This window comes from Nonomuraea sp. NPDC050022, assembly GCF_044460705.1.
Lineage (GTDB): Bacteria > Actinomycetota > Actinomycetes > Streptosporangiales > Streptosporangiaceae > Nonomuraea.
In genome coordinates this window covers 597,762-617,793 of record NZ_JBITKE010000005.1, presented here as the reverse complement: position 1 = coordinate 617,793, position 20,032 = coordinate 597,762, and the positions used below count along the sequence as shown (strand labels likewise).

Annotated in this window: 21 protein-coding genes; 7 read left to right on the top strand and 14 right to left on the bottom strand. The window is 60.5% G+C overall.

Going from position 1 to position 20,032, the window contains the following annotated elements; translation table 11 throughout:
* Window positions 1-150: 150 nt before the first annotated feature.
* Both ACIBO2_RS24415 and ACIBO2_RS24410 read right to left on the bottom strand, forming a co-directional pair.
* Window positions 151-1,980, bottom strand: a complete 1,830-nt coding sequence (locus ACIBO2_RS24415; RefSeq protein ID WP_397299424.1) for an ATP-binding protein — start codon at window positions 1,978-1,980, stop codon at window positions 151-153.
* Window positions 1,977-3,113 (bottom strand): hypothetical protein, encoded by a 1,137-nt coding sequence (locus ACIBO2_RS24410; protein ID WP_397299421.1) that lies wholly within the window; start codon window positions 3,111-3,113, stop codon window positions 1,977-1,979. Before ACIBO2_RS24410 ends, ACIBO2_RS24415 begins: the two co-directional genes overlap by 4 nt.
* A 193-nt stretch (window positions 3,114-3,306) precedes the next feature.
* On the opposite strand from ACIBO2_RS24410, the gene ACIBO2_RS24405 reads away from it, so the two are divergent.
* Complete coding sequence (locus ACIBO2_RS24405) at window positions 3,307-3,666, top strand: transposase (protein ID WP_397299418.1); 360 nt, start codon at window positions 3,307-3,309, stop codon at window positions 3,664-3,666.
* Window positions 3,667-4,353: 687 nt separating this feature from the next.
* On the opposite strand, the gene ACIBO2_RS24400 is transcribed toward ACIBO2_RS24405, so the two are convergent.
* From ACIBO2_RS24400 to ACIBO2_RS24390, 3 genes are all read right to left on the bottom strand, one after another.
* Window positions 4,354-6,951 carry a DEAD/DEAH box helicase gene (locus tag ACIBO2_RS24400; protein WP_397299416.1) on the bottom strand — a complete coding sequence of 866 codons (2,598 nt, stop codon included), beginning with the start codon at window positions 6,949-6,951 and terminating at the stop codon, window positions 4,354-4,356.
* Window positions 6,948-8,969 carry a site-specific DNA-methyltransferase gene (locus ACIBO2_RS24395; RefSeq protein WP_397299413.1) on the bottom strand — a complete coding sequence of 674 codons (2,022 nt, stop codon included), beginning with the start codon at window positions 8,967-8,969 and terminating at the stop codon, window positions 6,948-6,950. Before ACIBO2_RS24395 ends, ACIBO2_RS24400 begins: the two co-directional genes overlap by 4 nt.
* A 296-nt stretch (window positions 8,970-9,265) precedes the next feature.
* On the bottom strand, window positions 9,266-9,763 hold the full coding sequence (locus tag ACIBO2_RS24390; protein ID WP_397299914.1) for a hypothetical protein: 498 nt from the start codon (window positions 9,761-9,763) through the stop codon (window positions 9,266-9,268).
* Here ACIBO2_RS24390 and ACIBO2_RS24385 point away from each other — a divergent pair.
* The 4 genes from ACIBO2_RS24385 (at window position 9,698) to ACIBO2_RS24370 (ending at window position 10,853) form a co-directional block, all read left to right on the top strand.
* The gene (locus tag ACIBO2_RS24385; RefSeq protein WP_397299411.1) at window positions 9,698-10,039 is read left to right on the top strand and encodes a multiprotein-bridging factor 1 family protein; all 342 of its coding nucleotides are present in this window, start codon (window positions 9,698-9,700) and stop codon (window positions 10,037-10,039) included. The two genes, ACIBO2_RS24390 and ACIBO2_RS24385, sit on opposite strands and share 66 nt — an antisense overlap.
* Window positions 10,008-10,259, top strand: a complete 252-nt coding sequence (locus ACIBO2_RS24380) for a hypothetical protein (RefSeq protein WP_397299408.1) — start codon at window positions 10,008-10,010, stop codon at window positions 10,257-10,259. Before ACIBO2_RS24385 ends, ACIBO2_RS24380 begins: the two co-directional genes overlap by 32 nt.
* Window positions 10,260-10,271: 12 nt before the next feature.
* Window positions 10,272-10,454, top strand: a complete 183-nt coding sequence (locus ACIBO2_RS24375; RefSeq protein WP_397299405.1) for a hypothetical protein — start codon at window positions 10,272-10,274, stop codon at window positions 10,452-10,454.
* A gap of 69 nt (window positions 10,455-10,523) precedes the next feature.
* Window positions 10,524-10,853 (top strand): hypothetical protein, encoded by a 330-nt coding sequence (locus ACIBO2_RS24370; RefSeq protein ID WP_397299402.1) that lies wholly within the window; start codon window positions 10,524-10,526, stop codon window positions 10,851-10,853.
* A gap of 200 nt (window positions 10,854-11,053) precedes the next feature.
* On the opposite strand, the gene ACIBO2_RS24365 is transcribed toward ACIBO2_RS24370, so the two are convergent.
* The 3 genes from ACIBO2_RS24365 to ACIBO2_RS24355 form a co-directional block, all read right to left on the bottom strand.
* Entirely contained in the window at window positions 11,054-12,457 is a 1,404-nt protein-coding gene (locus ACIBO2_RS24365) for a hypothetical protein (protein ID WP_397299399.1), read from the bottom strand.
* 377 nt (window positions 12,458-12,834) lie between these two features.
* On the bottom strand, window positions 12,835-13,044 hold the full coding sequence (locus ACIBO2_RS24360; protein ID WP_397299396.1) for a hypothetical protein: 210 nt from the start codon (window positions 13,042-13,044) through the stop codon (window positions 12,835-12,837).
* A gap of 253 nt (window positions 13,045-13,297) precedes the next feature.
* The gene (locus ACIBO2_RS24355) at window positions 13,298-13,570 is read right to left on the bottom strand and encodes a GntR family transcriptional regulator (RefSeq protein ID WP_397299393.1); all 273 of its coding nucleotides are present in this window, start codon (window positions 13,568-13,570) and stop codon (window positions 13,298-13,300) included.
* Between the two features lie 96 nt (window positions 13,571-13,666).
* On the opposite strand from ACIBO2_RS24355, the gene ACIBO2_RS24350 reads away from it, so the two are divergent.
* Window positions 13,667-13,885, top strand: a complete 219-nt coding sequence (locus tag ACIBO2_RS24350; protein WP_397299391.1) for a hypothetical protein — start codon at window positions 13,667-13,669, stop codon at window positions 13,883-13,885.
* A gap of 503 nt (window positions 13,886-14,388) precedes the next feature.
* Here ACIBO2_RS24350 and ACIBO2_RS24345 read toward each other — a convergent pair.
* The 6 genes from ACIBO2_RS24345 to ACIBO2_RS24320 form a co-directional block, all read right to left on the bottom strand.
* Window positions 14,389-14,574, bottom strand: coding sequence for a hypothetical protein (locus ACIBO2_RS24345; RefSeq protein ID WP_397299388.1), 186 nt, complete (start codon window positions 14,572-14,574; stop codon window positions 14,389-14,391).
* Between the two features lie 3 nt (window positions 14,575-14,577).
* Window positions 14,578-15,315 (bottom strand): MerR family transcriptional regulator, encoded by a 738-nt coding sequence (locus ACIBO2_RS24340; RefSeq protein ID WP_397299385.1) that lies wholly within the window; start codon window positions 15,313-15,315, stop codon window positions 14,578-14,580.
* A 291-nt stretch (window positions 15,316-15,606) separates the two neighbouring features.
* A complete protein-coding gene (locus tag ACIBO2_RS24335) occupies window positions 15,607-15,906 on the bottom strand; it encodes a hypothetical protein (RefSeq protein WP_393481175.1) in 300 nt (99 codons plus the stop codon).
* A gap of 3 nt (window positions 15,907-15,909) precedes the next feature.
* A complete protein-coding gene (locus tag ACIBO2_RS24330; protein WP_397299382.1) occupies window positions 15,910-16,458 on the bottom strand; it encodes a hypothetical protein in 549 nt (182 codons plus the stop codon).
* Window positions 16,459-16,484: 26 nt separating this feature from the next.
* Complete coding sequence (locus ACIBO2_RS24325) at window positions 16,485-18,425, bottom strand: hypothetical protein (RefSeq protein ID WP_397299380.1); 1,941 nt, start codon at window positions 18,423-18,425, stop codon at window positions 16,485-16,487.
* Between the two features lie 358 nt (window positions 18,426-18,783).
* Window positions 18,784-19,308, bottom strand: coding sequence for a hypothetical protein (locus ACIBO2_RS24320; protein ID WP_397299377.1), 525 nt, complete (start codon window positions 19,306-19,308; stop codon window positions 18,784-18,786).
* 325 nt (window positions 19,309-19,633) lie between these two features.
* Here ACIBO2_RS24320 and ACIBO2_RS24315 point away from each other — a divergent pair, with 325 nt between their 5' ends.
* Complete coding sequence (locus tag ACIBO2_RS24315) at window positions 19,634-19,957, top strand: PadR family transcriptional regulator (RefSeq protein WP_397299374.1); 324 nt, start codon at window positions 19,634-19,636, stop codon at window positions 19,955-19,957.
* Window positions 19,958-20,032: the final 75 nt, after the last annotated feature.

Here is a 20,032-nt window from a genome sequence, read left to right as displayed (position 1 = left end):
GTTCACCAAATTCCCACTGCCATGAGGGGTCGGTCGCGTCAGCGGAGGTTGCTGCCACCGAACATGTCACCTTTCTTCAGCATCCGAATCGCGGCGCCGCGTAGGAACTCCTACGCGGCGCCGGTCACGAAACCCTAGGGGACAGCGTGATCAAGCGGTGTGCATTCGCCGAGAGCGTGCCGGGCGTATCTGGACGAAGACGGGGTTGCGGAAGACGGAGCCGGTTAGGAGGCATTGGCCTTGCCCCAGGGCGGGGACTGTCGACCAGAGCGCTTCATGGACGCCGCCTGTGGTGGCACGTACGGGCGCGAGATTGCCGGCGGACTTCAGCTGATGGATGAAGCGCGTGTTCGCCAGTTCGAACAGTTCCTCAGGGACGTGTCCAGGCTGCTGTGAGACCAGAGCGAGTCCCATCCAGCGCTTACGGCCGCGGCGGCTGATGACCTGCAACTGATCCAGTACCGCGCGCATCCTGCCAGCGCTGGCGCGAGAGACGAATGTGTGGACCTCCTCGATAACCACGAGCACGGGTGGACGAGGCGGCTTGTCCTTGCCGAGAGGCTGATCGCGAGGCACCGCGATCACTCGGTCAAACAACGCCTGCAAGAGGAAGGAGATGGCGATGTTACGCGCCGTATCGTTGGTCTCGCTCACATCGAAGATGCTCAGTCGTTTGGCAGCGAGGAGTTCATCGACGTCCAAGTACGGGGTGTTTCGGGTGGGGCCCCAATCAAGCATCTCGGATCTACCGAGTTTGTACAGTTTGTTCTTCAGCGTTGACGCCGTGGCCTTCTCTGCTTGGCTGGGCTTCCCAGGAAACAAGGGAAGGGCACCCGACTGGTCCTCTTGCAAGCCATCGATGAGGTGGCTAAGGGTGTATGGGCGGTCGGGACGAGGTGAGGTTGATGGAGCAAGGGTACCCATCCTGTTAGGGCGTGAGGCCGACTCCGCCTGGCGCCGGGCGTGGGATGTGATAGCTCCCCACATGCGAACCTGGGGTTCGGTGAGATCGAGGATGTCGGCGACGATTTCCTCAGGCACGTCGGCGATCGGGACCTTGAATGGAATCGGCCTGGGCGCATCCGTCATTCCCGCGTTTGGCACGTAGACCCGACAGTCCGGTATGCCGCGCGGAAGGCGCTCGTCGAACCTTTCCTCCAGAATCCGCGCAAGATGGTGTTCATCGTTGCCTTGGTCCATCCGGACGTACTCGCCTTCGACATCGATCACCACCACCGCCCACCCAGCGCGTATGGCTTCTTCCATCAGTACCTGGGTGGTGTTGGACTTGCCCGATCCCACGGTTCCGAAGATGCCGACATTACGCGGAAGGAAACTCTTGTTCGTCGAGTCAGCATCGACTCGGACGCCGTCGTAGCCAAGCAACGAGCCCAGTTGCATGTCACCCTCGATACCAAGCATCCGCCGAAGCCGGTCGCTGGGGTAGATGAACGCCTGGGAGTACGGCCGAGGCCGCGTCGATGTGGGGAGAACAGTTTCGGTGTCCGTAATTTCGCCGAGGATCTCGATAGTGCCGGAGGCATAGTAGGTGGGCCGAAACTGGGTGCGCTCGGGATGAAGCAGCGTAGTGCGGCTGATGGCCGAATCGGACCCGATCTCATGTGGACTGTGGAACGGGCCCTCTACGACTCTGCCAAGGAACGTAATGCCCTGTTCAGTGTCCCTAATGCCCACGTAGGCGTCGCGCCGGAAGTGCCGACGCAGCTGTTCGGACACCATGACGTTGCTGCTGGTGTTGTCTGTTCCCTGCCCGTCGAAGGCGACGAAGCCAAGAGTGATGAGAGATCGGGCAAGACTGGCCTCGGCCGCCTCGAGATCTCCTGCGGAGATGTCCTGCTCGGCATCGGGTCGGCTTGGCTCGACGGCGTCACTCTCCTCTACCTGCTCGGCCTGCTCCTCTGGATCATCCACTGGCTCGGTGCTACCGGTGTCCGTCCGGATATCAGCCTCTGAGCTCATCCTCGAGTCCTCCGTGGATCCAGATCGGTCAGTCCTTGCTCAACCCCAAGTTCCATCAGACGAGTCTCGATGAAGGTGCGAAATTCTCCGCCCTTGAACATTGTGCGGGCCACGTTGTCGGCGAGGTCGATGTGGAACGGAAACCCTCGTGCTGTCGCTGCCGCTCCTTCATCGGGTAGGCCGCGAGTCCAGAGCGCGTCAGCCAGGAACAGGGCAGCGGCTTCCTCCACGCGTTCGCGATGGCACTCCAGGAGAAAAGGTCGATGCCCGGCCTTCATCAGTAGTATGGCGACCTCAGGACCAACCTCCGCGATGAACTTTCGGAACGTGTCTCGGTCAATACGATTGAAGCCCGCTCTAGTCGTTCCCGAGTCCTCGTCACCCTCCAGGAACCTGGTGAGATCATCGCCCAAGGTACGGAGCTCGACGAACTCTCCTGGCTCCAAGACGATGCCGGCATTGAGCACATCCAGATCCTCGGGGCTCTCGCTGACGGCGATGAACTGCTGGTCCTGGATGTACCGGCGAGCGAGATCGAAAACGGGCGGCAGGTTTTCAGTCGGCTTGCCGACACCCGTGCGCAATTCGTAGGGAATGAGTTCGCCGTGAATCATTCTCCAGTCTGCCTCCTGCGCGAAAAGGATCTGACGCTCACCAAACAGCATGAGGGCACGACTGGCCAGATTCGAGCTCCCGTGAACCTTCCGGAGGTTCTCAAAGAACTCACGGGCTGTGTCTCCGGTTGTGGTCAGCTCATGCTCGAAAACCCTTGTCACAAGGCGGACGGATTCGCCCGTGTTGGTGACGATCACCACGCCTACCTGGATCTTCGTTCCGCTCAGCAGCGGCACGGCAGCCACAGTCCCGTCGGAGGCCGCAACGATCCCCGATTGGAGTAAGCCTTTGGCCCAGACCATCTTCTCCGGCGGAGGCCGTCTAATTTGCGATCTCAAACCCGGGGTATCCGTCAAGATCTCGGTACGAAGCTGTTCGCGACGCTCATGTGAGGCCAAAACGGATGCGTCAACCCGCTCACGTAGATGATCGATGTGCTGCTCGAGTTCGACCCACGGTGCGACCGACAAGATGTCAGCAAGGCTGCGGACGTCGGGTTGCCTTGAAGGGACTTCCACCGACTCTCCCTGTGGCCAGTGACACTTCGTAGTCGATCACGACCTTCTTTCACAGAATAAATCAACGCGAGACGTAAAGGCCAGGGTCTATTCGGATGCGATTGCCATTCGTTGGATTCTTCTCAGCACGAACACACGGCTAGAGGGTGTCTGAAAAGGATCGAGCGAGTCATGCTGGCAGGGTGTCGGGGACATGGCCTGGAGGCATGCGATGGTCCCTCGGCGTCCGTACCCAACCGATCTGTCCGATGCTGAATGGGAACTGCTCGCCCCGCTGATTCCTGCTCCCAAGCCAGGCGGTCGGCCTATCGTCCATGAGCGCCGGAAGATCATGAACGCGCTGGCGTACTGGGTGCGGCCGGGCTGTGCCCGGCGGCTGCTGCCTATCAATCCCCCCAAACCGTGGAGACGGGCCAGCCTGCCTTCCTGGTCGTTGGCCATCAACCAGACGTGGTGCATCGCCGCCGCGATCGGCTGCGACCTGCTGGCCTGGTTTAGCCTGCTGTGCTGCGAGGCCGAACTGGCGATCGCCGAACCGTCCACCCTGTGCTAGACGCTGCTGCACACCAGCGCCCGCCTGGTCCGCAGTCAACGGCGACGCACCATCAAAATCCCCCACACCTGGCCCTGGGCTCACCACCTGCGACACGCGATCGCATCCGTTCTGACGCTGCCCGCTCCCACCTGAACACCAGCGCTGGCCCCTGACACTCCGACCGGAACGACCCCACCGGCTCGTGGACTCGGCACCCCCGGCGTGACCGCCGGTCCACCACCCTGCCCAGAGACCAAAGCAAAGATCAACAAATCACTCAAGCCGTCACGCTGGGCGGAGCCACCTAAACCCGTAAATCATTGAGGCTAGGCATAGGCCGCGTAGTCGTTGCGGACCAGGATGCCGCAATAGCAGGGCAGGATGCCGAAGCCGTCCAGCGCCGCATGGCTCGCAGTTGCCAGCGGCGCCGAACCAGACCAGCCAGTCGGCGCGGGCGATGTAGACATACAGCAATCGATCGTCGTCGTCGGCGGCGATGCGGCCCGGAGCCCCGTTGTGCTGCAGCACCCGCCGCGGCCCGCAGCGCGTTCTTCAGCGCGGTCTTGAAGGTGGCCAGCCGCGACCGCCCCAGCCATGAGCCGCGGTACCGAAGTCCGCGATCGTACCGGCATCCGCCAACCGACGTCCGGATTTTGAGCGCATAATAAGCACAGCTCGCGCAACACCACCACGAGATTCTGACTGCTACGTGTAACTGTGAGCAGACGGACCCGAGTAGAGCGCCTCGGCAGAATCGGCGCCCTCGATTGCCTGACGAACTTTCTCGTTAGTCAAATCGAGTACTCGGAGCTTGTTATTGACCTTAGCCACGGCTTCTATCCGATGAAACTCAGGGCCGTACTCAGCAGCGAATCTGGCCAGGCCCTTCAGCTTCGGGAGAGCATCGGAGAAGTGATGACCGTGAGGGTCGACGATACTGACCTTGACCTGTCCGCTATGCACGGAGAAGAAGAGAAAGTCTGGGCGCATAGTACGCCACGCACCCTGCACATCATAGAACGCTATGCCCAATGAATCCGCAGAAGATCGGGAGGGATTTCGGTACCAAGCCAGCGTGTCCGACCGGGTCATCTCGATATCGAGTACACTCAACTCCCATTCGTTCAGTGAAGCAACAGGGAAGTTGCCATGAGAATCCGACAGCAAGTGCTTGGTTCGATAAGGTAGAGCGACCTCGTTGTTGTTCGCGTCCTTTCTCTTAGTCTCCTCCATGCGATTCTGTGGGCGGATGAGGCTAATCCGTTGAGGAGCGGTGCTCATAGCTCGGATGTCATTGTAGATCTGTTGGCGCTCATCAGAAAGGCCCTTGATTGCGACCCGGTACTGGTCGAGCCAGGCGCGCGTCACTCTTTCAGCCTCCGAGTCCAAATCCTCAAGAGCATTCGGCAGCTTTGCCAGTGCTGCTACGTGCACATAAGCATCACGGAGACCATCATCCTCGGCATCAGGATCCTCAGGAGCGAGATGGTCCACATAGGTCCTGGCGACATCTGCGGTAAACACCCGTGCTGCAGCACGGAAAGAGGCTTGAATAGCAAGATCATCCGCGTGTTCGGAGAACGTAAGATCTTCGCGTTTTCCGAGGCGCCTGTGGCCCGCGACAGTTCCACCTTCCATGGTTAGTATGTCGTCGATGGCTTCTTGGAACGCTGGCTTATAGCGCGCTGCAAGACCATCTAGTACCGCGTGTAGTTCTGCGTGAGCTTCCTTTCCTGCATCAAGGCGTAGGCCATCCCGTGCGAGGGCCTGCGCGAGCGCGGTGAGTCGCTTGACGGGTTTAGCTGTCCTCTTCGGTTGAGATTCACTCGGAATCGCCTCCAAGGCTTCCCACACTTCTTCGCTGATGCTGGCGTTAGGCAGCATCTCTTCAGCTCTGATCAAGATGCGGCGCCCCTTGTCGGGGTCAGGCAGTCCATCTGAGACTCCCATGAGAACGTCGACTACGTCACTAGCTGTCTTCCGATCAAAGAAAGGTAGAATGCACTCCACCGCGTTCAATTTTTCATTTCCTGGAACTCGGCGTGCAAGTGGGGTTCTGACCATACGACCCAGCAGTTGCGTGATGTGTGTGGCATCCTTGGCGGGCCGGAATGAAATCATGACCTCGGATCGCGGGCAGTCCCAACCGGTAGAGATAGCATCTTTGGCGATGAGAACTCGAATGTGCTTCGCGTCCTGTACCCGCTCCGGACTAATGTGGGGCACGACCCACGGACCATACTCCTTTGTAACGTGCTCACCGAAGACGTGTGCTACAGCGTCAGAAGTTAGATCGCCCCACTCTTCGAAGATCACATCTAGCGCCTGCTTTAGCATGTGTGGATCCGGAGTGTTGGGAGACTGGAGGACCATGAGCGGGACCACGGGATCAGTGTCGCCCTGCTCAGCAGCGTACTGCGACCACGCCTTGGTGGAATCCACAATCTTGCGAGTCGCTCGTCGAAGTAGCACAGTGTCGAACGCGCCAGACTCTGTGGGGAAATCAAGGATGATGTCATCCTTCAAGAGCCCTGATTCCTGTACCTTCCTGGAGTCCACCGATACTCGAGGTAGAGTCATCCGACTTCCTGAAACTTCAGCAGCCTTCATAGCTGCTTCGAAGCGCTCTACAGTCGCAGAGATGCCCCATACAACCGGCATTGGCGGAAAGCCTGCGTGGCCATTTATGAGGCGTTTGACGATGGTCGGCTTATCTTTTGAAACCTTCGATGTGCCCATCCCTCGATGGGCCTCATCGAGGACCATATAGAGGGTTAGATTGGGGTCTTCAATAGTGTTTTTAATGGTCTCCCAGACTGTATAGGCCTGAAGATCCGGACCACTGCCGATCGCCAATCCGGGGATATGATCTTCGTTCTCATCAATATGCCCTCTAGTGAGCAGCGACGTCTTCGACAACTTCGCAGTATTGAGGAAATATACTTTGCCTGCCTTGAATTTCTCCGCATAAAACGGATGCTCGACCACAACCAGGTTCGAGTATCCGATCCGGTCGGAAGCTTCGAGGAGGCGAAAGCGTGTCTGCTCATTCAGGCTCGGATCGTCACTAAACCACAGGACAACAGCCGTTGAGTCGGGCTCGAAATCCAAATCGTCATTGCCTCCGAACAGGGCCTCGATCACGGCTGCCGCCATTACGGTCTTGCCGGCGCCGGTCGTCGCAGTAAGCGCAAAGGAGGACACCCGAGGCTTGTCACGATGAAAGAAGTCTCGCGCATCGGCTAGATTGCTCAAGGCCTCAGCCACAGCATCGCTCTGATAGTCCTTTAGCGTGAACTTCATGCTTGTGCTCCTGCGTTGATCTCGAAGTTTTTCAGGTAGGACTCGTACAGTCTTACTGGCTCCACATGTTCCGGAAGATCGGCACAGATCATCTGAAAGCGACGATCATCATTGGTAATGATGAAGGCGACCCTCACGTTGGGAGAGTTCACTATTTTCTCTACAAATGTGGCGCTCCTATCCAAATCTTGGAGCACGCCGAATGTATCCGCTACATCCCAGCCATCTGCGAGAGAGTCAATGCGACGCCCCTTGGCACCAGCGCGAAGCCACAGGATAGGAGAAATCGCCTTGAAAGCACGGTTCTGGGCAACGCGCCAGAGAGATTCGTAAGTCAATTCAAAGAATTCGACATTAGCATCTACATTGTCTTCATATGCGGAGCCGTCTGGGCGCTGACCTGACACTACGGTAGAAATGCGAGGCTTCGTCACATATTCGAAGACGCCGTTCTTTTCCCACTCTTGATCGCCTCGACGCAAACCCGCCTTTAGCATCGTCCGCGTCGCCTTTGAGCCGACCTCATTATTTGTCACGAGAATGCATTGACGGGACCCGCCGTCCTGGGCATTGAGGCGCATTACTGCCTCCATTGTTGAGCCGGATCCGCCGAAGAAATCGAGAATTATGCCGTCTCTCGGCGCCGCAAGGTCAAGCCAGCGCATCAGGACCGTATGGTCCTTGGCGAACGGGAATCGGCGGTCGCCGAAGAGTATCTGCATGCGTTTGGATGCAGAGGTTCTTTTCTGTTCGAAAACGGATATAGGCACCATGCCTTTGTCTGAGTCTAGATAGGTTTTCTGGTTGATGAACTCGGTGTGATCCTTACCCCAGATAATTAGGCCGGCATTGATTACTTCCTGCATCCGTTCTGGCGTGGAGAAGCGCCATCCTCCAGTTGGCACGCGAACCGGTTGACGTGTTATGGGGTGTAGTACGTCGTATCGCGGTCCACCGCCTCCGGGCCATGAGATATCCCGCTTTCGAAACACGCGACCGTCGGGGTCAAAGTCATAGAAACGGTTGTTCTCTTTAGCTACGTGCCCCTCAGGCAGATCGGAAATCCACGCCTTCATGAGGCGTGTGGCTTCTGTCTGATCGTGGGCTGATTCCTCCCAAGCACGTGCTGCGGCTTGAGCGATCTCCTCAAGCCCTGGTCGTGGCTCACGCCATCGGACACCACGCTCCGCAAGAGCTGTCTCATCCTTGGCATAGACCAACATGTAGTCCGCGCCGTTTGAGACATAGCGAGAGTCGTTCTTGCGACCGCCCTGCCATACCAGGTCTGAGATGAAATTCTGCTCGTGAAAAATTTGATCCATAAGCATTCGCAGGCGATGATGTTGGTCATCTCCGATTGCTACGATGATGATGCCAGTGTCCTTCAGAAGTTCCTTGGCAAGGACAAGGCGTCGCTCCATAAACGCCAGCCACTTGGAGTGGCGGTATAGGTCATCGCCGTCCACGTGTCGGTCGTTGTAAATCCATTCATCTTTACCCGTGTTATATGGTGGGTCGATATAAATGCAATCAATCTGACCCTCATGCGTATAGAGCAGCAATTCCAGCGCATGGAAATTCTCTCCATTTATGATCGCGTGCCACGGTTGATTGCCGCCGCTAGCTATCACGCCGGTCGAGCGCAGGCCAGGGTAGATCCGGTCGCGGAACTCAGCGACGACGACCAGGTCCTCGATTGGAACAATTCGCGTCTCTGGCTCCTTGGCGTCAATGAGAGTCAGCTGGCCGACCTTAATTCCATCTACAGTGTCGACGCTCTCAACTCGCCAGAGCTGCTGGCTGACCCGCTTTGTCTCTCCGCGGGGAGGCAGAATTCGCACCTTGTCACTCTTTCGAACGGGGCGCTGGTGTAGCTCCACAGCCTCAGGTTGATGGCGTTCGAAATTCAGCCCGAAGGGTCGACGGCGGGAGAGTACTCCCACCTCGGCTTCGAGGTCGGCGCCGAGCTGGGGGTCTATTCTCTTTGCCTGGCGGATCAGATCGGTCAGCCTTGACACTCGCTCTCCCTCTACTCAATAGCCAGTCTGGCATGTTCTCATCTGTCCCGAGTAACGGGCAGGCTCAACACCGCAAGAACTAGGGAGCGGGGTTGAAGCCACCCACAGAGGTTACGCCCAAACCGCCTGGGACTGGGCTTGATACGGCATAACCCTGGCCGCTACAAGTAGTGCGCTGCTGGCATTGACGCAAGCCGTTGTGCGACCGATCGGCGCGTGGGGGGCGGGTAGCCCCGGTGCATTGCTGCACCACGGCCCCCTCAGAACCATGCGTGCGGGTCGTCCCCGCACACGGCTCAAGCAAGCCGCGAGGGCGGCGTGGTGGGCAGAAGTGCTTGTTGGCTGCCTCCCGCGGGTGGGAGTTGGCGGCGGCAGTGGGTGTTGATGAGGTGGATCCGGTCCTTGTCCGGTGGGCCGGCCCGTCCGGTGTCGGCGGTCTCCAGGGTGTGCTTGGTGATCGCTTTGCGGACGGTTCGGTGCCATTGCTCCCACTCGTGTGGGTGCGCTGGTTCGTGATCGGCGACCAGGAGGTGGTCTCCGCAGAGCGGGCAGCGTGCGTCTGGCTTGCGAAGCAGTCGCACGATGCGCTCGCTGAGTGGGGGCGTGTGCCTACGTCGCCGTCTGGCCCAGTAGTCGGCCAGCGCGTTGAAGGTGGCGCTGGAGACCACCGTCCGGCACCGGTACGCACTATTGGCCAGCGCGTTCAGCACCTGCGTGAGCGTCGCGGCATGACCCGTGAAGTCCTCGCCGGCCTGGTCGGTAAGTCCGAGAGTTTGCTGAAGGCCGTCGAGCACGGCCGCCGTCAGCAGAATCCCCGGCTACCGATCCTGCTGCAACTCGCTGAGGCCTTGCGCGTTCGCGACCTAAGCGAGCTCACTGGCGACCAGTCCATACCTGTGCGGATGTTCACCGGTTCCGGCCATCCGGCGCTGAGCGCTGTCCGAGAGGCTGTCAACGCCGTACCGCTCCAGCCGCGCGGCACCGTGCAGCCGCTCACCAGCCTTCGGGTACGACTCGATGCGGCGTGGCGGATCAGGCATGCCTCCCGATCACCGCACTGCCCTCGGTGATCTGCTGCCCGACCTGATTCGCGATGCTCAGCTGGCCGCCTGGATGTACCGAGGCGATCATCGGCGCACCGCCCAAGCGCTGCTCGCGGAGACCTATGGCCTGACTCAGATGTTCGTCGCTTACCAGCCCGCGCCGGACCTGTTGTGGCGGGCGGCCGACCGGGCGCTGGCCGCCGCGCAGGAGTCAGAGGATCCGCTGGCGTTGTCGTGTGCGGTGTAGTTCCTCGTTCAGGTGCATCGGGAGGCCGCTGACTTCGACGCCGCGCATGAGATCAACAGGCAGGGGATGGCGGCCATCGAGTCGCACATGGATGACCCGGGTACGGACCTGCTCGCCATGTGGGGGGCGTTGTTGTTCGAGCTGGCGTTCACCGCGGCACGTACCGGCGACATCGGTGATGCGTGGCGGCATTGAGATGAGGCGGCGCGGGTCGCGGATCGGCTCCCTGGCGATTATTACCAGCCGTGGACCTCGTTCTCGCGGGTGATCATGCGTCCGCACGCCGTCACCATCGCGGTTGAGCTCCATCAGGGTGGGGAGTCGGCGCGCCAGAGCAACCACGCCGAGTCCGTACCTATTCCGTCCCGTCCGCGACGCGGCCGGCATCTGATCGAGGTGGCCCGTGCCCACTTGCTGCAGCGAGACCACGCGGCGGTCCTCGGTACGCTGCAGCTCGCGCACCAAGCTGCACCGGAGACCATCCGCTACAACGGCTATGCGCGCCGGATGACCCTCGACCTATGCGAGACGGGCCCTGCCGCTCTGCGGCCGCAGGCGCGGGAACTCGCGGACCATCTCGGCTTGATGATCTGACAGGAGCGAAGGGATACAGAGTGTGTCCCTTCGCTTACGCTACGGCTTCTAGGGTCGTCGCATGTCACCTGAACAGGGTTCACACGAGCGCTATGACCTTGACGTTCTTCGTGCGGCGTTCCCGGCTTGGTCGCTGTTCTGTAGCGATGCGGGCGTGTTCTACGCGACTCTGGGCAGCGTCCGTCTCTGGGGTGCCGATATCATGATGGCCTAAGTCCCTCGCGCGGAAGGGATATCGCAAGTTTCTCCAAAGCGGCAAGCTGGCCATTTGAGATATCAGATCTCCAGATAGACTTAATTCTATTGTTAAGACTAAGTAGCTGCATCGCTTGTCGACGTGCACGCCCGAGTATAAAGAGCTCTGGACGTAGCCAACGACGAAACGCATGCTCTCTAATAGGCGACCACGTGCTTTTTGCAACCGCTGCGACGACAAAGGCAACTGGAGTTAGAGCGGGGGTGATGGTATTCAGATTAGCTGATTGAAACCTAACACTCTGATCCAGCGACTGATCTGCTCCAGCAGTGATTGCCTTTGCAATATCTCTGTCGAGTTCTCGCAGCACCCGTTCGGCATAGTTTGCAGCGTTGCCAACCCACTTTTCTCGGTCTTTTCTCAATCGCTTACGCACGGGGGCAAATTCAGCCCGGAGGTCGCGCACTACAGGAAGGAAATCTTCCGGGCGCTTCATTCGATTAAGGACCAGCCCGAAAATAAATGGCGAGCGCCATTCGCGTGCGACGGCACCAGAATTAGATGGCGTCGAATTCGTTGAGGGCTGCATTTTCGGCAAAAGTACGTCAAGCACTAGCAGCTCAAGGCGCCTGGACATATTTGCAATAACTTCGACTATCGGCGTGCGCATCGATGATGCAATATAAGGCAATCCTAGTTCGGATGCAAGTTGCGAATTGAACATTGTCCTAACTGTTTGGATGGCCAGGAAAGTCGAATCACGCGTCTCTATGCTTTCTTTAAAGTAGGAAGCCACAATGCCGTCCCAATATGGCGGAGAGCTCTGGTAGCTGCTACAGGCGTTAGGATAGATAGTTTCTCGTCTGCCATAAAACTCGCTCCAGGCATCTTCGATGCTCTTGCGGAAGTGCTCGTGGCCGAGTTGATTAACCTGCTTTGCATATATAGAGTGCAGCTCGGCGGGTACGCCCACCTTGCTATCGTAGGTCAAAACCTTAAAACCCAATTCAGATGGTGCATCCCATTCGTGGCTAGAGGGCTGGAGGATTATTTCATCATAGAAAGCTGCAGCAGCGGCGATCGCACTTAGGTCGAGTAGCGTGAATACATCGGGCGCATCAAGTGAATTAAGACTATCCCTTGCCGTGGTTAGGTCGAGCATTACAGATAGGCCATCTGGATCTACTTGTTCCTTCAGCCATGCAGGAACAGAGCTTTTGCCAGGGCCGAACGTCTCGAAACCTCTTGCGAGAGTGTTCGAATGGGTGCCAATAATTACTTGGGCCAGCCCTGCTGTAACGGGAGTTCGATCGCCGCTAACTTCCAAGCTGCACCCTTGAGGAGTATTTAGCAGGCGGACCGGGGTAGAGTCAGGCCCCAGAAACTCCCGCAACACTTGATACGCCATACGGATCCAATCAATGACGGTGCTACTGGCGTTGATGTCTGTCCAGGTAGCTGGAAGTCTACGGCTGAAAAGGATCGCGTGGGCGGTGCTGGCCTCGACCAGCCGAAGAGCCGCAGCGCGGTCACGTGACCGCCCGACGCGTAGCCGGGACGCCGAAGGCGGCGGGGCCCCTGAAACCGTAGAAAAGGCTCATCCGATGAAGGATCATGCCTCTGATCTGCGGTTATCTCGCCCAGAGGCCATGGCATTCATTGCGATTGATACTTGACATCGCTGACTGGCTCAGTCGATGTGTAGGCCGTTGCCTCGGAGGTAGGGGTTGATCTTCAGTCGAATGAGCGGGGCGTGCCGTAGTTGCCGCGTTCGTCCTGAGGGATTCACAGCACTTCTCGTGACTCCGTGCTGGGAATCGGTCGGCTGCTGACCGCCTGGGCTGTGTGGACTCTGGAGATCTCCTGCGGGACCTCGGGTGTAGAGGATGACGGGACGGAGGTCGCTTGCGGGATGGACTCGCCGAGGACGTGGCCGCCCGAGTTGCCGTTGTCGGACCGGCGCATCAGCAGTTTGCCGGCGTTGTTCGTGACCACGACGTTTACGGATGGGGCGAGCTGTTGACGGCGTGCGCGTTCGGTTCGTTGTAGTAGTCGATCCTCTGGCTCGCCGGCCCCAGGGTCTACTTTCTGAGGGCTGGCCCTTCAGCTCATCGGTGTCGCTGCCCTGGATTGATGATCTCCTGCTACGCGGGACCTATGCGAAGCGAGTAACGCTGCATGGATACAACGGCGCGTCATGGAGACTTTGGTCCTAAGGGCGTCCGTCGCTGACCGAACCCCTGCCTGATCAAGGTTTGTCGCTGGCGGGCTTGTCGTTAGTGGTGTTGGGTACGTTGCGTTGGCCGACGAAGCTGCCCAGGTTGGGGATTGTGTAGATGAGCTTTTCGTCGCGTAGTCGCTGCATGGCTTTGCGGAGGGTGCCGCGGGCTACCCCGAACTCCTGCATGAGCTGCACCTCGGACAGTAGGTGCTTGGGCCGGTAGGTGCCGTCGCTGATGCGCTGGCGGAGGGTGTCGGCGATCTGCTCCCACCTGAAGCGATCGGGCTCGAACTCAATCACTCTCTAACCATAGAAATACCTGCACATACAGATTGTTCCGACCCATGTCTTGTCATGGCATGGACAGGCTTGTACAGGGCTCGTTAGAGTGGCGCCATGGCGATGCCCAGCTATGACCTTGACGTTCTTCGTGCGGCGTTCCCGGCCTGGTCGCTGTTCTGTAGCGATGCGGGCGTGTTCTACGCGACCTTGCGCGGTGTCCGCCTCAGGGACGCCGATATCGACAAGGGCCTGCGGCAGACCGTGAGTGCGGACGACGCGGAGACCTTCGTGTCGTTGCTCCAGGATCAGGCTCGGATGGCGGTGAGGTCGTGAGTTGTCTGCCTCCGCAGTTCGACTATCACGGTCCGCATGTGGCGGCTCCGCAGGCAGGGGCCGTTCGTGTGGAGTGGGTGCCGGTCCTGCCTCGCGCTGATCGGTTTCGGGTTCGCGATCATACGTGCGCGTGTAGGTATCCGATGTTCGAGCTCTGCACGGCCGGCGGCCTGTGGTTCGTTCGGCATTATCCGTTCGATGAGCCTGCGGACATCCTGGAAAGTGCGTGGATGTCCGCTTGCGCTGCGCGGACGCTGTGGATGCAGATCCTTACCGGTCAGGCACGGTAACTATGGGGTGGCCGCGCTGTTGGTGTTGACAGTTTGCTCGGCGATCTCATGTGGGGCGGCCTGATCCGTGCGGAAGCGGCAGAAGAACAGGCCCTCCTCGTGGGCGTTCAGGTTGGCAAGCGTCTCATCCCATGCCTGGAGGTGTCGCGGTCGCGGCGTTGGCGGGAGCGTTGCTCGCAGCCCTTGGCGAGGGATCCAGAGCAGGACGATGAGTCACAAGCCGGGCTGGTTGGAGCGGCAGATGTCTGCGATGGCGCCCAGGTGGACAATCGGCACCTGCCCGGCCACGGTGAGCCGGTCGGTGCGGTGACCGTCGCTCGCGTAGGAGTTTCCATAGCGGCGGGATTCGATCAGCAGCCCGCCCGTCCCCGACGCTTCGAGGCAGGAGGCTGACCCCATGGGTCAGGCCTGGTAGAGCCAGATCCAGTTGCCGCTGGGGTCACGGATCGCCGAGCAGCGGGGCATTCCTTCGGCATCGTGCGGGGCAACGGCCTCGGTTGCGCCGGCGTCGATGGCGCGGGCGTGGTACGTGTCGATGTCCTCGGTCAGCAGCCCGAACGTCGACGTGCCGGGCTGATCCATGCGCTCCTGGCCGGCGATGAGATGTACCAGGAAGAAGTCGTCCTGGCCGTATGTGCCGAACAGGAACGCGGAGTAGTCCGCTTCCTGGGTACGCCGAGCCACGTCGTAGCGGAAGTCGAACGCCTTGACGTAGAACGCGATCGCGGCGTCGAGGTCGTCAACGGCGATCTTGAGTTGGATGGGCCGGCAACCGGCCAGGACCTTGGGCATCGTGATTCCTTCCTGCAGGAAGCGGATGGTGTCGCCGATCCTGGCGGTCAGCAGGTCTTGCTGACGTTGTAGGCGGCGCTGGTGCCGGGCCAGGACTTGGCGGGTCGTGGCTCCGGTTTGGTCGTCGATGACCTGACGGATCTCCTCGATCGGCAGATCGTCCCATCGCAGCATGCGGATCTGCCGGGCGCGCTCGGCCTGCGCCATGCGGTACCGGCGGTACCCGGTGGCGGGGTCCACTGATGCCGGCGACAGCAGGCCGACCTCGTCGTAGTGCCGCAGCGTGCCGACCGATAACCCGGTCAGCCGGGCGAACCGGCCGATTGTCATCAACTCGTCGTCGTCCACCACACCACCCTCGGACCTCGGGTAACCCGAGAGTCAACCCAACGGGACGATTCGTGATCGCGGCCGTTCCCCGGGCCGCCGCCGCGCGATCCTCGCCGCCTGGTTGAGCATCTGTAGTCCGCCCAGCTCATCCGGGGTGGATCTGACCCCGAGATCTACAAACCTGCTCCATGTCACTGGGCCATCGCATGCGGTGGCCTCGGCCCGACAAGTACGGCATGAACCCAGATGACCCTCAACGCCGTCGCAACACAGACAAGCAGAGCCCTGGACGCGAGGCCAAGCACGTCATCACAGGTCGTATCGGCGGATCAGGCGCAAGGCGTCTTGCTCGGTGACCATTTCTGCGGTGCGGGTGATCTGCAGGCGGAGGTCGTTCAGGATGGTCTCGCCGGCATGTATGACCCGTCCTGTCTGCCGGTCGAGTTCACCATCGAAGTCCTTGGCTACCGGGCCGGTCCAGATGCGGCCGGAGTGGAAGTCCTTGGCGCGATTGGTGAGCGCCTGCTGCATGTCGTGGATCAGCGGCTCGATCGTACGCAGCGCGTCCTTTAAAGCGGGCAGCAGGGGGTTGGGGACCATGTCGGCCATGGCTCAATCCTTCGTGTCGGGAGGAGGAGTGCCTGTGCCCATGATGAGTTTGGGGGCGATCAGTTTCATCAACGCCACCACGTCCGCCTCGTTGTCGCGGCCCTTGGCACCGCGTACGAGTTCGATGCCTAGCCGCACCTTGCCGCGCACCAGCACGGAACCCACCCGGGTCTCCATATCGGTGTCCTTCACGTAGTAACCGAATCCGTCGGGAACTATCGAGGGCAGCGGTTTCGAACCGTCCCGGAGTTGTTCGTCGATCTGCCCACGTGAGCCTGCGGTATCGAGCATGATGCGGAGGATGGAAGGCTTGTCGCCGCTGTTCTGGAAGATGGAGCAGGCGCCGATGGCAGATTGGCCCTTCGCTGCCAGATTCAGGGAGCCGGTTGCCAGCGGGTCTCGTACGCCGGTCATTTGCTCTACGGCAGCCTTGGGGACGTAGTTGCAGATGAAGGGCGCGGCGTACGCCGTCGAAAGCGGGGAGGCGTCGACCTTCTCGGGGGGTTTCCCAGCGCAGGCGCTCATCCCGATCACCGCGACCACGGCCATCATCGTCCGGAAGACTAAGCTCCTCATGATTACCTGTATGCCGATATGCCGAGATTGTAACCTTCGTTGAGTCGGCTCTGGACCCCTAGCTCCAGCCATGGGTTGTTCTTCGTCTGCCGGTAAAGCCAGGTCTGATAGGCGTTTAACCGTTTCCCGGTGCCTTCACTCATCTCATCAGGGGTCATCAGCTGGCCATCCTTCGTGAGGAAATTGTTTGGAGCCTTCAGCGGGTCATCTCCGGGTTTGAGATCGCTGAGCGAGGCCCACGGATGAGTTTTGGCGGGAGGGTTGGAGGAGCCGAACAGGCCGTGGTTGAGCATGGCCTGGGCACCGAGCTGATGGAGGAGTGCTCGAGTCTGCTCGAGGGTGGTGTTTGCCTCGAACACGGCGGCTTTCTCTGCGGTGCCCTTGACACTATCCTCGATCATGCCGCTCCAGGCTCCGAGGACTCCCGCCCCGATCGGCCAACTCGCACTTTGTGGGAAGGCGAGTCCGGTGTTGACGACGGCCAAAAGGGCTTTCACGTTGCGCTTCTGGCTCTCGTCCATATCCTTGGCCAGGTCAATTTTGGCGATGTTGCCCGCGTCCATGATGAGGCCGAAGCCGGCGCCGGCCTCTTGGGCCGCGTTGCTCAGACCTCCGGTGCCCTGCTTTGCTGCCAGCACGCCGACACCGTTGTCGAGCAGTCTGGATGCCCAGGCTGTCTGAGCTGCCGTGACGAGCGCGAGAGCCTTGTCGTCGGCCTTGAACGCTTCCCTCATAACGCTGCGTAGTTCTTCCTTGGAGAACTGCGCACCCCACTCCTCCCGGCCGGGCAGGCTGGGATTGTCCTCCATGTACACGCCCGGCTTCTCGATGCCCGGCATCGCTGCCACTCGGGCGACGTCGGGGATGTAGGCCCCCAGGATGCGTCCGACGGAAAGGGGCGCCACCAGCGATTTTTCGAGGGTGCCTGCCTTGATCCGCTCATATTCGAGGTGAATGACATATGAGGCCAGCTTGGCCGACACGTATCCCGAGGACGGGCGGGCCTCTGACCCGCTGTGGTCTCGGAACGTGATCGTGGCCGCCTCCAATGCCTTGCCCACCGCGACGCCGCCGTCGCCCAGCTCGTGTACGGTCGTGTAGTACTTCAGCGTGTCGCCGCCGTTGAAAAAGTCCTGGGCCGCTTGTGGGTTCTTCCTCAGCGCCTCCATTACGTCCGCCATCGGGTGCCGCCGGTGAGCGGCTGAGTGAAGTGCACCCCGTTCGGCGGCATCCAGCTTCTTGGCCACCTCCAGCAGGAACGCGCTGTTGTAGGTCCCATGGGTGAGGACCCGGGCGAGTCCCCGATGCGGGCCCAGCTGGAGGTTCGCGGTGAGCCGTTGCCGCCAGTCGGGGCTGAGTTGTGCGCTGGCTGCACCCAGCGCCGTGCCGAGGGCGGCCAGCAGGCGTTGTACGTCTTTGTCGCCCTCATTGAGTACGACTGCGGCCGCCACTTCGTTGAACTTCTCCGGCCCCAGCGCGTTCAGGAGTTTGAGAGCGAACTGCGGATCCTTGGCGTGTTTCTCCAGTTGGGCGAGGGCCTGCTTGTTCACCTCGGAACTCTTCGCGCTCTCGCGCAGGTAGAGCGCCGCCGCGTATGCATCCGGGTCGGAGGAGACCTTCCTGTGCAACTCCTCGTCAAACGCGATCAGACCGGTCCCGGACGACACCATCCACGTGTCGTTCATCGCCTTGATCGTGTCATTGCGCCGCCGCAGCTCGCCCTGCTTGCCGCGGATCCAGATCTCCGCCTCCCGCATCGCGCTCAACCCCGAGACGTCCACTTCCAGCTTCTCCAGGGCTCGCCGCACCACGGGCTCGTTCCGCCGCAGCAGGTCACCTGCCTGGGAGAACAGGGGCTCGAACCGATCCATCACGTCCGGGTTAATTCCGGAGTATTGGCTGTCAAACGGCTTGGGTTGCAGCTCAAGGGGTGGCTCGGTCATGACCGGCCTCCGGCATCTTCAGAGGACATGCGCAGGCTATCTCTCATCCGGATCCACCCGGAGGCTTCCTGCCCGACGGATATGGGGTTCGACGAGATGTACGCACGCCGTCCTGAGAGCGGTTCAACCCGGTAGGACCTTCCGGGTGCGAGTTACCTGAGATTCACCCCACCCCAGGCAGTCGGTCAATGGAGTGTTTCGTGCTCGAAGGCTGGTCGATATCCCGTGGTCATGGTCCTACAGGTGAACAGGATGCCGTATGCGACCTATCAAAGGCATGGAAGGCCAACGTTGGAGGCTAAGAAATCGCAGGTCAGCGTACGAAAGGTTTGGTGGAGAAGAGTGCCCCGGCAAACCGCTACGGGGTACCTATGGTTGCTCGGGCCGTTTCGATGAAGCTCTGCAGCCGATCACGGAACACTTGGTGGGCGCTGTCGAAGCGGGAACGTCCTTCGGGGGCGCCTTGCGCGATATACCACAGCGCTCCGTTGGCATCCGTGGTCGCCTGTATGACGGCTTCTGCCTTTGCGGCGACGGCTTCTGGCCCTTCGAGGAGAACCACCCTGGCGCATCGTGCCAGCGGATCATAGGCGTCCCGCAGGGCAGTACGTAAGTCTTGAATCTTCTCTAACTGCTTGTCCTGCTGCGTCAGTTGAATGTAGACGTCGCCGAGCCTGTAGTAGAGCTCGCCCGTGATGTGGGCCTGCTCCAAGAACTCGAGGTAGGCCGTCCGACGTGCTTCACGAATCTGGGCATGATGCTGAGCCTTAGCGGACGCTTCGGCTTGGATTCGTGCTGCGCGAGCGTTCCCCAGGCTGGTCACCCATCCCGCTAGGATCGCCGTCCCACCTGTCAAGATCGAAACCCACACCGTGCTGTCCACACGACCTCCTGGTAATGTCGGCGCGTTCGCTCGACGCCTGCCGTGCCTAGCCGCGAAATGGCCTGTCGAAGGACTCGCGCTCCAGACGCTTCACGTCACCCCCGTGTATCCACCATCGCTGCTCCGTAGCGTCTAACCCAGGCGGTCACGACGCCACACTGATCGTCTTGCCCCTGATCCTTCCCTGCCCTGGCCTGCGGAGAAGGCGCCCCGCCCTTGCCCGGCCGTTCGGCGCCGGCTTCCGTCCAACTTGTTCGCCATGATGGGTTGACCTCTACCATGGGCTAGGTAGAGTACGAGTGTGGGTTCAGCTCCTAGAATGACTATGCCGACGCAGCTCGTGCTGCGGGTGCTGCTGGAAGACCCGGAGCGTGAGCGCTACGGGCTCGAGATCTGCTCGGCATCCGACCTGCCGAGCGGCACGATCCATCCCATCTTGGCCAGGCTGGAGGGTTACGGCTGGGTCGAGTCGTGGTGGGAGGAGACCGACCCTCGGCAGGAGGGCCGGCCCCGACGGCGTTACTATCGGCTCACCGCTGACGGGGCCGAGCGGTCGCGCATCGCTCTCGCCGCGGCCCGCAGCCCGGTCGGCAGGATGGCTCTGCCTTCGCCGCTGCTGCGGCCGGGACCGGCGGGTGGTCACGGGTGAGCCTGGGAAGGAGTGGGCGGCCTCTCGCCAAGCGCCCGTACTCTCGCCGTCGGCCTGCGCGACGCGGCTCCCGCA

Bases quoted from the DNA above. Each gene is read 5' to 3' on its own strand.
- ACIBO2_RS24365 (WP_397299399.1), bottom strand. From the start codon at position 12,457: ATGGCGTATCAAGTGTTGCGGGAGTTTCTGGGGCCTGACTCTACCCCG.
- ACIBO2_RS24345 (WP_397299388.1), bottom strand. From the start codon at position 14,574: ATGGGGTCAGCCTCCTGCCTCGAAGCGTCGGGGACGGGCGGGCTGCTG.
- ACIBO2_RS24415 (WP_397299424.1), bottom strand. From the start codon at position 1,980: ATGAGCTCAGAGGCTGATATCCGGACGGACACCGGTAGCACCGAGCCA.
- ACIBO2_RS24400 (WP_397299416.1), bottom strand. From the start codon at position 6,951: ATGAAGTTCACGCTAAAGGACTATCAGAGCGATGCTGTGGCTGAGGCC.
- ACIBO2_RS24350 (WP_397299391.1), top strand. From the start codon at position 13,667: ATGGCGATGCCCAGCTATGACCTTGACGTTCTTCGTGCGGCGTTCCCG.
- ACIBO2_RS24330 (WP_397299382.1), bottom strand. From the start codon at position 16,458: ATGATGGCCGTGGTCGCGGTGATCGGGATGAGCGCCTGCGCTGGGAAA.
- ACIBO2_RS24325 (WP_397299380.1), bottom strand. From the start codon at position 18,425: ATGACCGAGCCACCCCTTGAGCTGCAACCCAAGCCGTTTGACAGCCAA.
- ACIBO2_RS24405 (WP_397299418.1), top strand. From the start codon at position 3,307: ATGGCCTGGAGGCATGCGATGGTCCCTCGGCGTCCGTACCCAACCGAT.
- ACIBO2_RS24380 (WP_397299408.1), top strand. From the start codon at position 10,008: ATGCCTCCCGATCACCGCACTGCCCTCGGTGATCTGCTGCCCGACCTG.
- ACIBO2_RS24315 (WP_397299374.1), top strand. From the start codon at position 19,634: ATGCCGACGCAGCTCGTGCTGCGGGTGCTGCTGGAAGACCCGGAGCGT.
- ACIBO2_RS24385 (WP_397299411.1), top strand. From the start codon at position 9,698: ATGACCCGTGAAGTCCTCGCCGGCCTGGTCGGTAAGTCCGAGAGTTTG.
- ACIBO2_RS24335 (WP_393481175.1), bottom strand. From the start codon at position 15,906: ATGGCCGACATGGTCCCCAACCCCCTGCTGCCCGCTTTAAAGGACGCG.